Source organism: Pseudomonas sp. TH15 (genome assembly GCF_016651105.1).
Lineage (GTDB): Bacteria > Pseudomonadota > Gammaproteobacteria > Pseudomonadales > Pseudomonadaceae > Aquipseudomonas.
Genome location: NZ_JAEKEL010000001.1, coordinates 2751376 through 2766201, shown reverse-complemented (window position 1 = coordinate 2766201; position 14826 = coordinate 2751376). Strand labels below are relative to the sequence as shown.

Sequence of the window (14826 nt, the reverse complement as noted above, 5' to 3'; positions counted from 1 at the left end):
ATTCCAGTGAAAACCGGCATAGAAAACGGCTGATTGCACAGGCGTCAGTTTTGCGCGCACAGCCGCCAAAACAAGGACCCGCCTGGACGCACGCACTCGCCGCAAGACCAAGGAAGCCGCGCTGTTGACCGCAGCGCGCAACATACATGGAAGGAATACAAGCAATGGCAGTCAATACTGAACCGCTCAAGAACCAGGCTGACTTAGTGCAACGTGGCCTGACGGATCTTCGTGCCGAAGACGCTGAGCTGGCGGCAATTCTCGATGCCGAAGTCACACGTCAACAGCGAACGCTGTCACTGGTCTCCTCCTGCGCAGCCCAGCCTCGAACCTTGGTGGCATCCGCCTCAGCGCTGGTCAACGTGACCGCCGAAGGCATGCCCGGCAGGCGCCAGGGCGCAGGCTGCGAGAACGTCGACCTGGTCGAAACGCTGGCCATTCGCAGAGCGCGAGAGCTGTTCGGCGCCCAATACGCCAATGTGCAATCACACTCGTCCTCGAACGCCACTTACCAGGTGCTCACGGCCTTGCTGGAGCCTGGAGATACCCTTTGGGCATGGCCGTCGAACACGGCGGTGATCACACGCAGGGCAGCGCCGCGGCATTCTCCGGCGCTTACTACAAGGCGATTCAGTACGGCACGACGTCAGAAGGCCTGATCGATTACGACAAGGTACGCAGACTGGCGCTCGCTCATCGCCCGCGCGTCATCCTCTGCGGTGCGACCGCCTACTCGCGAGTCGTGGATTTCGAGCGGTTTCGCGAGATTGCCGATGAAGCCGGGGCGATCCTGCTGGCGGACATTTCGCAGATTGCCGGACTGGTCGCCACCGGGCGGCACCCGAGCCCGATCGACTTCGCACACGTCACCACGACGTGCACGCACACGCAACTCGCCGGGCCTCGCGGTGGCCTGATCCTTTCCGGTCGCGATGCCGATACCAAGATTCCCGGCTTGAGGACGACCTTCAGGCGCCTCCTCGATCAAGCCGTTTATCCACGCATGCAGGACGCGCCCGCCGCCAATATTATCGCGGCCAAAGCAGCTGCGCTGGGCTACGCGCAGTCCGCGCAGTTCGATGCCTGCATGGAGCGGATTCGACGCACGGCAGATGCAATGGCCAGCGCATTTCAGGCACAGGATTATGAAGTTGTCGGTGGCCGCAGTGAAAACCACACTGTGCTGATTCGCTTGCGTGGCGGCATCACTGGCGTCATCGCGCAGTCGGCGCTGGAGCAATGCGGGATCATCGTCAACAAATACCGCGTACCGGGTGAGACGCGATCTTCACTGATCACCAGTGGGCTGCGTATCGGCACCGCAGCCTTGGCGCAACGTTACCTTGATGGCGAAGAATGTCGCGCGGTCGTCGACTTGATTTGCCGGATCCTCGACAACGTGATGCCACTTGGCGAGCAGGATTACACGCTGGAATCTGCGCTAGCGGAACAGTTCCGATTGCAGGTCGAAGGATTGTGCACGAACTACCCCATCGCCGATTACGTGTAACCGCGCGATAGACTGGCGAACACAAAAAACCCGGCGCTCAGGCCGGGTTTCTTGTTTGTGCGTTAACGCTTACTTGGCAGCACCTGCCGCGTGCACGGCTTGCTGGGCACGGCGCTTGTTCTTGATGCCGTAGCAGATCCACATGAACGCGACCCACACCGGGATCGCATACACCGAGATCTGGATCCCCGGGATCAACAGCATCACACACAGGATGAACGCCACGAACGCCAGGCAGATGTAGTTCCCGTACGGGTACCACAGGGCCTTGAACAGCGGCGTCTGGTTAGTCTTGTTCATGTGCTGGCGGAACTTGAAGTGCGAGAAGCTGATCATCGCCCAGTTGATCACCAGGGTAGCCACCACCAGCGACATCAACAGTTCCAGCGCGTTTTGCGGGATTAGGTAGTTCAGCAACACAGCGATCAACGTCACCGCGGCCGACGCCAGGATCGAACGCACCGGCACGCCGCGCTTGTCGATCTTCGCCAAAGCCTTCGGCGCATCGCCTTGCTCGGCCATGCCCAGCAGCATGCGACTGTTGCAGTAGGTGCCGCTGTTGTACACCGACAATGCCGCCGTCAGGACCACAAAGTTGAGGATGTGCGCCGCGGTGCTGCTGCCGAGCATCGAGAACACTTGCACGAACGGGCTACCGCTGTAGGAATCGCCGGAAGCGTTCAGGGTGGCCAACAGGCTGTCCCATGGTGTCAGCGACAGCAGAATGATCAGGGCGCCGATGTAGAAAATCAGGATCCGGTAGATCACCTGGTTGATGGCTTTCGGGATCACGGTTTTCGGCTTGTCGGCTTCGGCTGCGGTGAAACCGAGCATTTCCAGGCCGCCGAAGGAGAACATGATGATCGCCATCGCCATGACCAAACCACTGACACCGTTCGGGAAGAAGCCGCCGTGGGACCACAGGTTGCTCACCGAGGCTTGCGGGCCGCCGTTACCGCTGACCAGCAAATAGCTGCCCAGGGCAATCATGCCGACAATCGCCACGACCTTGATGATCGCGAACCAGAACTCGGCCTCGCCAAACACTTTGACGTTGGCCAGGTTGATCAGGTTGATCAGCACGAAGAAACCGGCAGCCGAGACCCAGGTCGGGATGTCCGGCGCCCAATAGTGGATGTACTTGCCGACCGCGGTCAGCTCCGACATGCCCACCAGAATGTACAAAATCCAGCAGTTCCAGCCCGACAGAAAACCGGCAAACCCGCCCCAGTATTTGTGCGCGAAGTGGCTGAAGGAGCCGGCCACCGGCTCTTCGACGATCATTTCGCCCAACTGGCGCATGATCATGAAGGCAATGAAGCCGCAGATAGCGTAGCCGAGGATCATCGACGGGCCGGCGGATTTCAGCACCCCGGCCGAACCGAGGAACAGTCCGGTACCGATCGCGCCACCGAGAGCGATCAGTTGAATGTGGCGATTTTTCAGGCCGCGTTTAAGCTCGCCTGAATGCGAGTTTTGTCCACTCATGAAAAGGGTCTCACGCAAGGTTTGATGATGTTCAGTAGACGTTGCTGCTCATTTGCAATTTCAAGCAGCGCCGATCAAACCCCAGCGCAAGCACCAGGAGTTCAGCGTATTTACAACGGTCATGCGTCACCTGTTTGTTTTTATCTGTGACGAAATCGAACCCGACACGCTTGTGGCGCGGCGGAATGAACAAGACGGGTAGCCTTGAAGTTTGCGCAGATGCGCAGGAGGTCACAGTTAAAACGCGGCGCATTGTACACCGCTAACCCCCTGCTGCCAGACACTGCTGGATCAGCGCGTCGGTTGCCGGGATTGCCTGTGTCCGCGTCGAGGGTCTCGGGCGGCTGCAAAAAGGAAGTCAGACCTTTGCAGGTCATCGACGCAGGGGATCAAACAATCCGCCCACGGGGAGAGATGGAGATGAGTCACGGCGTTCATTGCGCCTCCTTCTTGTTATGCACCTGCACGACAGGCATGGGGCGCATCTCACCCTTCAAACGCCGCTGAAACAAGCGCGCCAGAGCCCTGCGCAGCGCCTGACCCGACGGGCTTCGGCAGCTTTTCCTTACACCCTCGATGGACTCGGCCATTCACTGGCCTTTGACGTGATTTTCGTAAATATTTCTTTACGCGGCGTAACGTTAAATTGCCGTTCGAGAAATTTCTGTAGGACGTCTGCAAATTGACGGTCGCTAGCTGGCTAATGAAATAACCCATTTAGTTTTATGTTTTTAAATAAGAAAAACACGCCTGAAAAACAGAATAAAAAGTCTATTTAAAAATTAAATAAATAATTTTTTGCATAACAAAAAACCCTCAACTAGGTTCTCCACGTCTCGTCGGCCATCTGACCGGCCAGTCACCGCGCTGCTCGAAGATGAGCGCGCGACGCTTTGATAACCGTGAAAGTCATCTAGGAGATTCACAATGCAAGTAATTGAAAAAGACTTGGAAACTGAACTGCAACTGGACGATTGGTTTGAAGCGCCGACCCATGACGCCGCCGTTGAAATGATGCAAGCCGACGCGATTGTTCCGTTCGGCACAGCGATGTGGCCTCTGTAAGACATCCCGGCAGGTACGATCCGGCCGGTCGTGCCTGCCACTTTTTCTCGGTTTGTCAGGGAGGACTACATGGATAAGCAACGCGCCATTTCGCATTTCCTTTACTACCTCGAACACCACCCGGCCCTTGTCGGCATCAACCCGGCGAAGGTCTTGCTCGGCCACACCGCTGATTACGAGGCACTGACTGGCAACATCGCCGAACAGGCCGGTAACAGCCCACAATTCAGCTTCAGCGCCATGCGTCTGGACCTGGAGCCCACGGATTTGCTGGCCCAGGCGATTGCCGACAGCGATCTGTACATTTTCTTCTACGACTCTTCCACCCTGCCCAACCCTCGCCCCGACGGCCCGGAGTTTGTCCGTGCGCTGCAAGGCGTCATGGCGGAAAACTGGAAGAAGTCGCTGCTGTTCAAGGATTACGGCGATTACTTCTACGACACCTTCAGTGTCACGCCTCAGCGTATTGCCGGGCTCAATAGCCACTTGATCCAGCGCATGTCCCACGCCACAACATTAAGTTTCAAGGATGACCACGGCTCGTGGTTTGAAACACCGCTGAGCAGTATCAAGAAGTGGACGGACATCAACGGCGTCGGCAACTTTGACCTGGCGCCCGGCGAAATCGCGACCCACAGTGAGGAGATTAATGGCCGGGTGAAGTTTATGGGGACGTTCCTCAGCACGATCCCCTTCGCCCGCAAGTACGGGGTACTGGAGTCGCCGCTGGAGTTGTGGATCGAGAACTCGACTATCAGAAAAATCGCCACGGATGTGCCGGGGCTTGGGCATGACTTCAACAAATACCTGGACGCCAATCCGTCGAATCGGCGGATTGAGGAGCTGGGCATTGGCACCAACGAAGGCGTGAAGGAGCTCTATGCGCGCAACGCCGGGTTCGAGGAGCGCCATTGCGGCTTGCACCTGGGGTTGGGGGCGGGGCCAAGGGCAGCCATCATCTGGATCTGATCTTTTCTGGCGGAGTGTTGGCGCTGGATGACAAGCCGTTGTTTGACGGACGGTTTGTGTTCTGAGCGACTGGCGCCTTCGCGAGCAGGCTCGCTCCCACAGGGGGATTGTGTACGACACAGATTCAATATGGGAGCGAGCCTGCTCGCGAAGAGGCCGGATCGGGCAACACAAATCTTCTGGCAGACGAAAAAAACGCCAACGCTGCGGTTGGCGTTTTCGCTTTAGCTTGAAGCTTGTCGCTAGAAGCTCACAGCTGCCTTATTCCGGCTTTTTGCGACCGAAACCTGGACGCTGACCGGAACCTGCCGGTGCACCGCGTCGCTTGCCCGACGGCTTGTCACCGTCGACCAGCTTGATGCCCGGACGCTTCGGCGCAGGCTTGGCCGGACGCTTGTTGGTAGTGTCCGCTGGACGATCCGCCACTGGCGTACCACGACCGGCAGGAGCCCCACGTTCGCCACCCTCAGTGCGACCGTTGGCCGGACGCGGAGCGCGCTCGCCGTCACGGGCGACTGGCTTGCGACCTGGGCGCTCGCCTTCGATCTGCGGCTCACGGCTCGGACGAGGGCCAGTCGGCGCGCCAGCGGCTGGACGCAACGAGCGCACGCGCTCGGTCTTGCCCATCGGACGCGACGATTTACGCTGCATGCGGTCGAGTTTGTCTTTGCTCTTGGCGTTCATCTGCGGCATGGCCACAGGCGTCAGGCCCACTTCAGCACTCAGAATGTCGACTTCGTACTGGCTCATTTCGCGCCAGCGACCCATCGGCAGGTCGGAGTTAAGGAACACCGGACCGAAACGCACGCGCTTCAGACGGCTGACCACCAAGCCCTGGGATTCCCACAGACGACGAACTTCGCGGTTGCGACCTTCCATCACCACGCAGTGGTACCAGTGGTTGAAACCTTCGCCACCTGGAGCCTGCTTGATGTCGGTGAACTTGGCCGGGCCGTCCTCGAGGACGACGCCTGCCTTCAGACGCTCGATCATTTCGTCGTCAACTTCGCCACGGACACGTACCGCGTATTCACGGTCCATTTCGTAGGAAGGGTGCATCAGGCGGTTAGCCAATTCACCGTCAGTGGTGAACATCAGCAGACCGGTGGTGTTGATGTCGAGACGACCGATGTTGATCCAGCGACCTTCTTTGGGGCGCGGCATCTTGTCGAAAACGGTTGGACGGCCTTCCGGATCAAGGCGGGTGCAGATTTCGCCGTCGGGCTTGTTGTACATGATCACGCGGCGTACCGACTCGGCGGCTTCTTCGCGCTTGATCACCTTGCCATCAATGGTGATGGCGTCGTGCATGTCGACGCGCTGCCCGAGGGTGGCGTCTTTGCCATTGACCTTGATGCGGCCGTGGCTGATCCAGGCTTCTACGTCACGGCGCGAGCCGACGCCGATACGGGCGAGGACTTTCTGCAGTTTTTCGCCTGCTGGGCCGATTTCGGCGTCGTCTTTCTGGTCGTTGATACTCATCTGGGCACCTCCCGGTGTGGTCTGTTCAGGCAGCTCTGAAGTGAGGGTCCTGAAGCGATGTAAAACTGGGCACTCGGGCGAAGGGATCGCCGGAGGGTCGCGAATCATACGCTCATGCAAGCGTTTGCGCATCAGAGACTAGCTGATCAATGGAGACTTACTTGCCTTTGCGCCGAACGGTGGCACCGAGCTTGATCAAACGCAGCGCCGCTTCGGCGAGTACGGTGCGTTTGTCGGTCTTGTCGAGCTTCTTCCAGGCCTTGATTTCGCGCTTGCTGCGGCCGCAGCCAAGGCAAATGTCGTCGGTGAACTTGCAGACGCTGATGCAGGGGTCTTTGGTTGAGGTCATCAAATACTCCAGTCAACACCAATCACTGTGGGAGCGAGCCTGCTCGCGAAGGGGCCGTGTCAGTCGACATCATTGTTGACTGACACTCCGCTTTCGCGAGCAAGCTCAGCTCCTACAAAAGAACGAGCAGCGGTCAGTCTTCGAACTCGCGGCGTTCGGCTTCGATGGCTTCGGCCAGGGCGCGGGCTTCGGCTTCTTCTTCGCTCAGTTCGGGTTCTGGCGCGGATTGTCCGAGGGCGGCGACAGCGGCCAACAGCTTTTCGCGGGCTTCGGCGACGCCAAGAATGTCCTCTTCCCGTTCGGCTTCTGGCTCGGCTTCAAGTTCAACTTCGATGGTTGGCTCGGCGATCTGTGGTTCAGACTCAGTCTTGATTTCTGCTTCAACCGTCGGTGCCTCGCCATCGGCGGCATCACGCAGCAAATCGTCGAAGTCGGTCTTGATCCCCTCTTCCATGCTGTCCAGTTCGAGCAGCAAGGTATGGAAACTGGTCTCTTCCTTCTCCTCTTCCGGCTCGGCGCTGGCGTCGACCCGTTCCTGCAAGCTCTGCGGCACCGGGGCGTCGTCGAAATCGAGCACCGGGTCCGGTTCCATCTCCCGCAGCTCGGCCAGCGGTGGCAAATCGTCGAGGTTTTTCAGGTTGAAGTGGTCGAGAAACGCCTTGGTGGTGGCGAACATCGCCGGTTTGCCGGGTACGTCGCGGTAACCGACGATGCGAATCCACTCGCGCTCCAGCAAGGTCTTGACGATGTGACTGTTGACCGCCACGCCGCGCACGTCTTCGATCTCGCCCCGGGTGATCGGCTGGCGATAGGCGATCAGCGCGATGGTTTCGAGCATGGCGCGGGAATAACGTTGCGGGCGCTCTTCCCACAAGCGGCCGACCCACGGCGAGAACTTCTCGCGGATCTGCAAGCGATAGCCAGAGGCGACCTCTTTGAGCTCGAAGGCACGGCCGTCGCAGGACTTGGCGAGAATCGTCAGGGCTTTCTTGAAGACCGGCGGCTCTGGCCGTTCGCCTTCTTCGAAGAGTTCGAACAGGCGTTCAAGCGATTGCGGTTTTCCCGAGGCCAACAGAAAGGCTTCAAGCAGTGGCGCCAGCTCGCGGGGTTCAGTCAGGTTCATGGTTCAACTCGTTATTCGGCTCGGGCCCGCACGTGGATCGGCGCGTACGGCTCATTCTGTACCAGCTCGACCAAGGATTCCTTGACCAGTTCAAGGATCGCCATAAAGGTCACGACCACGCCCAGCCGCCCTTCTTCGGCGGTGAACAGCTCGACAAACGGCACGAAGCCGCCGCCCTTGAGCCGTTCCAGCACGTCGCTCATACGCTCGCGGGTGGACAGCGCCTCGCGGCTGACCTGGTGGCTTTCGAACATGTCGCCCCGGCGCAGGACCTCGGCCATGGACATCAGCAATTCCCCCAGGCTCACGTCCGGCACCAGCTTGCGCGCCCGGGCTTCTGGGGCATCCAGCTTGGGCACCACCACATCGCGACCAACCCGGCTCAAGCCGTCGATGCCTTCAGCGGCAGCCTTGAAGCGTTCGTATTCCTGCAAGCGCCGGATCAGTTCGGCCCGGGGATCGTCTTCCTCGGCTTCGATGGATTCGGCGCGCGGCAGCAGCATCCGCGACTTGATCTCGGCCAGCATCGCGGCCATCACCAGGTACTCGGCGGCGAGTTCCAGGCGCACCGACTGCATCAACTCGACATACCCCATGTATTGACGGGTGATTTCCGCCACCGGGATGTCGAGGATATTGATGTTCTGTTTGCGGATCAGGTACAGCAGCAGGTCGAGCGGGCCTTCGAACGCTTCGAGGAACACCTCGAGGGCATCCGGCGGGATGTACAGGTCCAGCGGCATTTCCATGACCGCCTGGCCATAGACCATGGCGAAGGGCAGCTCTTGCTGGGCTCCGGCCTGACTGTCGACGGGTTCTACTGCAGACATCTAGGCCTCGGCCATGAACGGCGCAGGGTCGCCGCAACCGACGCGGATCACTTGCGGCTCGCCGTCGGCAAGGTTGATCACCGTGGACGCCTTGATCCCGCCGAAACCGCCGTCGATGATCAGGTCGACCTGGTGCTCCAGCAATTGGCGCATTTCGTGAGGGTCACTCAACGGATCGGTGTCGCCGGGCATGATCAGCGTCACGCTCATCAGCGGCTCGCCGAGCTCTTCCAGCAGCGCCAGCGCAATCGGATGGCTCGGCACCCGCAGGCCGATGGTGCGCTTCTTGGCGTGCAGCAACAGGCGCGGCACTTCGCGAGTGGCGTTGAGGATAAACGTATAAGGCCCAGGTAAATGGGCCTTAAGAATACGGAACGTACCAGTGTCGATCTTGGCGAATATGCCCAACTGCGACAGGTCGCTGCAAATCAGCGCGAAGTTGTGCTTGTCGTCCAGCTGACGCAAGCGGCGTACGCGTTCCACGGCATTCTTGTCGCCGATCTGGCAACCAATGGCGTAGGACGAGTCTGTGGGATAAATCACCACCCCGCCTTTGCGGATGATCTCGACCGCCTGTTTGATCAGGCGCGCTTGCGGGTTTTCCGGATGAATCTGGAAAAATTGACTCACATTTTCTACCTGTTCAGACGGCGGCAATAATTGGGTCATGTTTGAATCGACACCAAAGCGGTGGCAGATCCTCCGGAACCGGGCGGTATTCACCGATTTCCGACCAGCCTCCAGGGCCATGAAAATCACTGCCGGCGCTGACCAGCAGACCGAACTCGCGAGCGAGAATGGCCAGACTGCCCACCTGTTCTGCGGGCTGATGACCATTGACCACTTCGATAGCGTGGCCCCCTGCTTGAATATAGTCAGAAATCAGGCGGCGACGCTTGCTGCGAGTGAAATCGTAATGCCAAGGGTGCGCCAGGCTGACCCAGGCACCCGCCGCGCGCAGGGTCGCGACGGTGTCTTCCAGGGTCGGCCAGTGTTGCTTGACGTCCCCCAGCTTGCCGGCGCCCAGCCATTTGCGGAACGCTTCGGCGCGATCCTTGACGAAACCTTCACGCACCATCCAGTCGGCAAAATGCGGACGGGCCGGCGCGTTGCCGCTGTCGCCCAGCGCCTGCTGCATCTCCCGGGCGCCTTCCATCGCACCGGGCATGCCTTTCAACGCCAGTTTGCGACTTATTTCTTCGGACCGTAGCCAGCGGCCATCGTGCAATTTGGCGATCGCCTCGACCAACGGTGCGGCATTGACGTCGAAGCCGTAGCCCAGTACGTGAATGGTCGCGCCGCCCCAGGTGCAGGACAATTCGACGCCGTTGACCAGTTGCATCCCCAGCGCCGTTGCGGTGCTGCGGGCCTCGTCGAGCCCCTCAAGGGTGTCGTGATCGGTCAAGGCCAGGACTCGCACGCCTTTCTCGAACGCACGCGCAACCAGTACCGCAGGCGCCAGGGCGCCATCGGAGGCCGTGCTATGGCAGTGCAAATCAACATTCACAGGGCTTTGTAACCTCAAATCAGCTGGCGCTATCGCGCGCCAATATGTTTGTTATTATGCCGACACATCCTGCTTCTGGCTGCCACTGTGAAACAATTCATCGACTTCATCCCGCTTCTGCTGTTTTTCATCGTCTTCAAAATCGATCCACGGGTCGTCGACATCGCCGGACATGAGGTCACTGTAGGCGGTATTTACAGTGCCACCGCGATGCTGATCATCAGCTCCCTGGTGGTTTACGGCACGCTCTTCATCAAGCAGCGCAAGCTGGAGAAGAGCCAGTGGCTGACGCTCATAGCCTGCCTGGTCTTCGGTAGCCTGACCCTGGCGTTCCACAGCGAAACCTTCCTGAAATGGAAAGCCCCGGTGGTCAACTGGCTGTTCGCCCTGGCTTTCATTGGCAGCCACTTCATCGGCGACCAACTGCTGATCAAACGCATCATGGGCCACGCGCTGACCCTGCCGGACGCGGTCTGGACCCGTCTGAACATCGCCTGGATCGGCTTTTTCCTGTTCTGCGGTGCCGCCAACCTGTTCGTCGCGTTCACGTTCCAGAACTACTGGGTCGACTTCAAGGTCTTCGGCAGCCTGGGCATGACGCTGCTGTTCCTGGTCGCGCAGGGCATTTACCTGTCCCGCCACCTGCATGACGCCGATACCACAACACCAAAAACCGAGGACTGACATGCTTTACGCCATCGTTGCTACAGACGTCGCCAACTCCCTGGAAGCCCGCCTCGCTGCACGCCCGGCACACCTTGAGCGCCTGCAAGTGCTTAAAGGCGAAGGCCGCATCGTGCTGGCCGGCCCTAACCCTGCCGTCGACAGCAATGATCCGGGCGCTGCGGGTTTCACCGGCAGCCTGATCGTCGCCGAATTCGATTCCCTGAGCGCCGCGCAAGCCTGGGCCGATGCCGACCCGTACATCGCCGCAGGCGTCTACGCCAACGTTTCCGTGAAGCCGTTCAAGCAAGTCCTGCCTTAAAAGCCTCCCTCGCGATGAACCTTATCGGTTCATCGCGCTCTCAATCGCTCATTATTCTCGTTTGCCTGCCGACAACTTGCCCAATAACTCGATTGGAATCAGGAGTCGTGATGCGCAAGGGTCCGTTGTGTCTGATGTTGGTGACGTTGTCGATCGTGGCCCCCGTGCACGGTGAAGAAGCTGCCAATGGTGGCAACTCCACGCCGTTGTCCTTAAGCGCCGGTAGCCAGATCACCGAATTGCAGCAGCGTTTGAAAGCAAGCGAGCAGCAGCGAGAAGAACTGAGCAAACAACTGCAAAATGCCGATAGCGAGCGTGAAAGCGCCCAGTTGAGCCGGTTGCGCCAAGAGAACCAGCGTTTGAAGCTGCAACTCAAGGAAGCCCAGGCCAGCGGTCCGCTGCCGCGTCTGCTGACCGACCAGCAGCAATGGTTCGTCACCGGGGCCGGGGTAGCGCTATTGGCTCTGCTCTGCGGTATCTTTGCCAGTGGGGCAAGTCGAAAACGTCGGCAATGGCTAAATTGAGTGAGTCATGAGCGAGCTGTTATTAATTGATGATGATCAGGAGCTGTGCGAGCTCCTGAGCAGTTGGTTGAGTCAGGAAGGTTTCGTGGTCCGTGCCTGTCACGATGGCCAGAGTGCCCGCCGTGCGCTGGCTGAATTCTCCCCGGCGGCCGTGGTGCTGGACGTGATGCTGCCTGACGGCAGCGGCCTGGAACTGCTCAAGCAGTTGCGCAGCGACCACCCGGATTTGCCGGTGCTGATGCTCTCGGCCCGCGGCGAACCGCTGGACCGCATCCTCGGCCTCGAACTGGGTGCCGACGATTACCTGGCCAAGCCCTGCGACCCACGGGAACTGACAGCCCGGCTGCGCGCGGTATTGCGCCGCAGTCATCCGGCGGCAGTGTCCAGCCAGCTCGAACTGGGCGACCTGTGTTTCAGCCCGCAACGCGGCGTGGTCAGCATCGATGAACAGGAATTCACCCTTACCGTCTCCGAAAGTCGCCTGCTCGAAGCCCTGATCAAGCAACCTGGCGAACCCCTGGATAAACAGGAACTGGCGCAAATCGCCCTCGGTCGCAAGCTGACCCTGTACGACCGCAGCCTGGACATGCACGTCAGCAACCTGCGCAAAAAGATCGGCCCACACCCCGACGGTCGCCCGCGCATCGTGGCCCTGCGTAGCCGCGGTTATTACTACAGCCTCTAATTGCAACGCGATCCTCCTACGCAGACCGCGCACAGTCGTGTCGGCATCGTGTGATGGTCGGCGGGTGTGGCAGATTTGTCAGGTTCGCTGAAAATCGTCTTTACCCAAGCTTTACGCTCCGCTGACCGCCGCTGACCTTGATCTCCGTAATCTGAACTCATCCGGAACGTACCGGGAACGAGACAAGGAGATTCACCATGCGCAAGACTCTTATCGCTCTGATGTTCGCTGCCGCTCTGCCGACCGTTGCCATGGCCATGCCTGAAGGTACCGGCCCGATGGGTGGGCCGATGGACGGCTCGCACCATGGCGGTCAGATGCACGGCATGCACGGCAAAGGTCCGTACAGCCAACTGGACCTGAGCCGCGAACAGCGTGAGCAGATCCGCAAAATCATTGGCGAGCAAATGCACGGTCGTAAGCAACTGGTCGAGAAATACCTGGAGAAACTCTCCCCGGCTGACCAGAAAGCCATGAAAGATGAAATGACTGCCAAACATCAGAAAGCCGAAGCCGATGTGCGCGCCATTCTGAAACCGGATCAACAGAAGAAATTCGACGAGATCCAGAAAAAACAGGCAGAGCGTCGTGCCGAGTGGGCCGAATTCAAGGCCTGGAAAGCGCAACAGCCACAAAAAGCGCAATAATGCAGTAACCCCGAACCCGACGGCCAACGCCGTCGGGTTTGCCTTTGTGGCGAGGGGATTTATCCCCGTTCGGCTGCGGAGCAGTCGCCAAATCATTGCATGCGATATTTCTGATGTTTCTCAATCGCAGGTTTTGGGGTCGCTGCGCGACCCAGCGGGGATAAATCCCCTCGCCACAGGAGCCGCATCCAACATGGGCTTTTATGTTTGATTGAGGATTTACTGTGCGCTCATTGTTCTGGCGTATTCTGGCCAGCTTCTGGCTGGCCATCGCTCTGGTTGCAGGGCTCTCCCTATTGCTGGGGCACATGCTCAACCAGGACGCGTGGATTCTCAGCCGCCACCCGGGCCTCAACACCCTGGCCGAAGAGTGGACGCAAACTTACGAAGCCCAGGGCGAAGACGCTGCACAGGCCATCCTGGAACAACGCAAACGCCAGTATCACATCGACGTTCAGGTACTCAACGAGAGCGGCGACCCTGTGGTGCGCGGCACTTTCCCACGTCGGGCCGCAGCGTTTGAAGCTCGGCAGAACGATGATGATCGCCGCCTGCCGTGGCGTCGCCTGACCGCGGAGTACACCAGCGAAAAAACCGGCAACACTTACCTGCTGATCTACCGCATCCCGCATCCGGAACTGGACTCATGGCACCGCGAAAGCCTGCTCTGGCCGTTGAGTGCGCTGGGTATTGCGCTGGTGGTACTGACCTTGTTCAGCCTGTTGGTGACGCTCTCGATCACCCGCCCGCTCAACCGTTTGCGCGGCGCGGTGCATGATCTGGGGCAAACCACCTATCAGCAGAACAGCCTGGTCAAACTGGCCAACCGACGCGATGAGTTTGGTGTGCTGGCCAACGACTTCAACCGCATGGGTGCGCGCCTGCAAAGCCTGATCGGCAGCCAGCGGCAACTGCTGCGTGACGTGTCCCACGAACTGCGTTCGCCCCTGGCCCGATTACGTATTGCCTTGGCCCTGGCTGAACGCGCCAACCCTGAAGAGCGGGAAAAACTCTGGCCACGCCTGACCCGCGAATGCGACCGGTTGGAAGCCTTGATCAGCGAAATCCTGGTGTTGGCTCGGGTCGATGCGGATAACGCCAGCGCCGAAGATGTGGATCTCAACGTCTTGCTTCATACCCTGCAAAAGGATGCGCAACTGGGCTTCCCGGAACAGACCGTGCGCTTGGACGCCGAGTCGCAGCTAAGCCTCAAAGGCTGGCCAACCATGATCGAACGCGCCGTGGACAACCTGCTGCGCAATGCCCAGCGCTTTAACCCGGTGGGCCAACCGATTGAAATGCAGGCCTCGCGTCAGGGCGAGCGGATGGTGGTCAGCGTGCGTGACCACGGCCCGGGGGTCGAGGCCGCGCACTTGAACCTGTTGGGCGAACCGTTCTACCGAGCGCCGGGTCAGACAACGGCCGGACATGGCCTGGGGCTGGCCATTGCCCGACGTGCGGCGGAACGACATGGCGGGAGCCTGGTGTTGGCCAATCACCCGGAGGGCGGGTTTATTGCCAGCCTGGAATTGCCGTTGGTGCCGGGGGCTTTGGTCCAACCTTAATCCCCTGTGGGAGTGAGCTTGCTCGCGATGACTCAGGCACATTCAACATCGCAGTGCCTGACCTACCGCTTTCGCGAGCAAGCCCGCTCCCACATTA

The 14826-nt window shown here is 59.6% G+C and carries 14 protein-coding genes and 2 pseudogenes; 9 read left to right on the top strand and 7 right to left on the bottom strand.

Going from position 1 to position 14826, the window contains the following annotated elements; genetic code table 11:
* The first annotated feature begins 164 nt into the window (after positions 1 to 164).
* Positions 165 to 1510: pseudogene (locus tag JFT87_RS12545) on the top strand (serine hydroxymethyltransferase).
* A gap of 69 nt (positions 1511 to 1579) precedes the next feature.
* Here the strand turns inward: JFT87_RS12545 and JFT87_RS12540 are convergent.
* Positions 1580 to 2998 (bottom strand): amino acid permease, encoded by a 1419-nt coding sequence (locus tag JFT87_RS12540; protein ID WP_201201686.1) that lies wholly within the window; start codon positions 2996 to 2998, stop codon positions 1580 to 1582.
* 927 nt (positions 2999 to 3925) lie between these two features.
* On the opposite strand from JFT87_RS12540, the gene JFT87_RS12535 reads away from it, so the two are divergent.
* Together JFT87_RS12535 and JFT87_RS12530 are read left to right on the top strand one after the other, a co-directional pair.
* Positions 3926 to 4063 carry a hypothetical protein gene (locus JFT87_RS12535; protein WP_201201684.1) on the top strand — a complete coding sequence of 46 codons (138 nt, stop codon included), beginning with the start codon at positions 3926 to 3928 and terminating at the stop codon, positions 4061 to 4063.
* 69 nt (positions 4064 to 4132) lie between these two features.
* Positions 4133 to 5097: pseudogene (locus JFT87_RS12530) on the top strand (leucyl aminopeptidase).
* A 196-nt stretch (positions 5098 to 5293) separates the two neighbouring features.
* Here JFT87_RS12530 and rluB read toward each other — a convergent pair.
* The 6 genes from rluB to JFT87_RS12500 form a co-directional block, all read right to left on the bottom strand.
* Positions 5294 to 6514: a 23S rRNA pseudouridine(2605) synthase RluB gene (rluB, locus tag JFT87_RS12525; RefSeq protein ID WP_201201683.1), complete on the bottom strand. Its 1221-nt coding sequence runs from the start codon at positions 6512 to 6514 to the stop codon at positions 5294 to 5296.
* A gap of 157 nt (positions 6515 to 6671) precedes the next feature.
* On the bottom strand, positions 6672 to 6863 hold the full coding sequence (locus JFT87_RS12520; protein ID WP_201201681.1) for a DUF1289 domain-containing protein: 192 nt from the start codon (positions 6861 to 6863) through the stop codon (positions 6672 to 6674).
* Positions 6864 to 6996: 133 nt separating this feature from the next.
* A complete protein-coding gene (gene scpB / locus JFT87_RS12515) occupies positions 6997 to 7986 on the bottom strand; it encodes an SMC-Scp complex subunit ScpB (protein ID WP_201201679.1) in 990 nt (329 codons plus the stop codon).
* Positions 7987 to 7997: 11 nt separating this feature from the next.
* Complete coding sequence (locus tag JFT87_RS12510; protein WP_201205169.1) at positions 7998 to 8756, bottom strand: segregation and condensation protein A; 759 nt, start codon at positions 8754 to 8756, stop codon at positions 7998 to 8000.
* 60 nt (positions 8757 to 8816) lie between these two features.
* Positions 8817 to 9446 (bottom strand): L-threonylcarbamoyladenylate synthase, encoded by a 630-nt coding sequence (locus JFT87_RS12505; protein WP_201201672.1) that lies wholly within the window; start codon positions 9444 to 9446, stop codon positions 8817 to 8819.
* 13 nt (positions 9447 to 9459) lie between these two features.
* Entirely contained in the window at positions 9460 to 10323 is an 864-nt protein-coding gene (locus JFT87_RS12500; RefSeq protein ID WP_201201665.1) for a PHP domain-containing protein, read from the bottom strand.
* A gap of 87 nt (positions 10324 to 10410) precedes the next feature.
* On the opposite strand from JFT87_RS12500, the gene JFT87_RS12495 reads away from it, so the two are divergent.
* The 6 genes from JFT87_RS12495 to JFT87_RS12470 all read left to right on the top strand — a co-directional run bounded on the left by JFT87_RS12495 (position 10411) and on the right by JFT87_RS12470 (position 14729).
* Positions 10411 to 11007, top strand: coding sequence for a septation protein A (locus JFT87_RS12495; RefSeq protein ID WP_123509093.1), 597 nt, complete (start codon positions 10411 to 10413; stop codon positions 11005 to 11007).
* A 1-nt stretch (position 11008) separates the two neighbouring features.
* Complete coding sequence (locus JFT87_RS12490) at positions 11009 to 11308, top strand: YciI family protein (RefSeq protein WP_084320523.1); 300 nt, start codon at positions 11009 to 11011, stop codon at positions 11306 to 11308.
* 110 nt (positions 11309 to 11418) lie between these two features.
* The gene (locus tag JFT87_RS12485) at positions 11419 to 11832 is read left to right on the top strand and encodes a translation initiation factor 2 (protein ID WP_201201663.1); all 414 of its coding nucleotides are present in this window, start codon (positions 11419 to 11421) and stop codon (positions 11830 to 11832) included.
* 7 nt (positions 11833 to 11839) lie between these two features.
* On the top strand, positions 11840 to 12517 hold the full coding sequence (locus JFT87_RS12480) for a response regulator transcription factor (protein ID WP_201201661.1): 678 nt from the start codon (positions 11840 to 11842) through the stop codon (positions 12515 to 12517).
* 197 nt (positions 12518 to 12714) lie between these two features.
* Complete coding sequence (locus JFT87_RS12475) at positions 12715 to 13164, top strand: Spy/CpxP family protein refolding chaperone (RefSeq protein WP_201201659.1); 450 nt, start codon at positions 12715 to 12717, stop codon at positions 13162 to 13164.
* A 224-nt stretch (positions 13165 to 13388) separates the two neighbouring features.
* Positions 13389 to 14729, top strand: coding sequence for a sensor histidine kinase (locus tag JFT87_RS12470; RefSeq protein ID WP_201201657.1), 1341 nt, complete (start codon positions 13389 to 13391; stop codon positions 14727 to 14729).
* Positions 14730 to 14826: the final 97 nt, after the last annotated feature.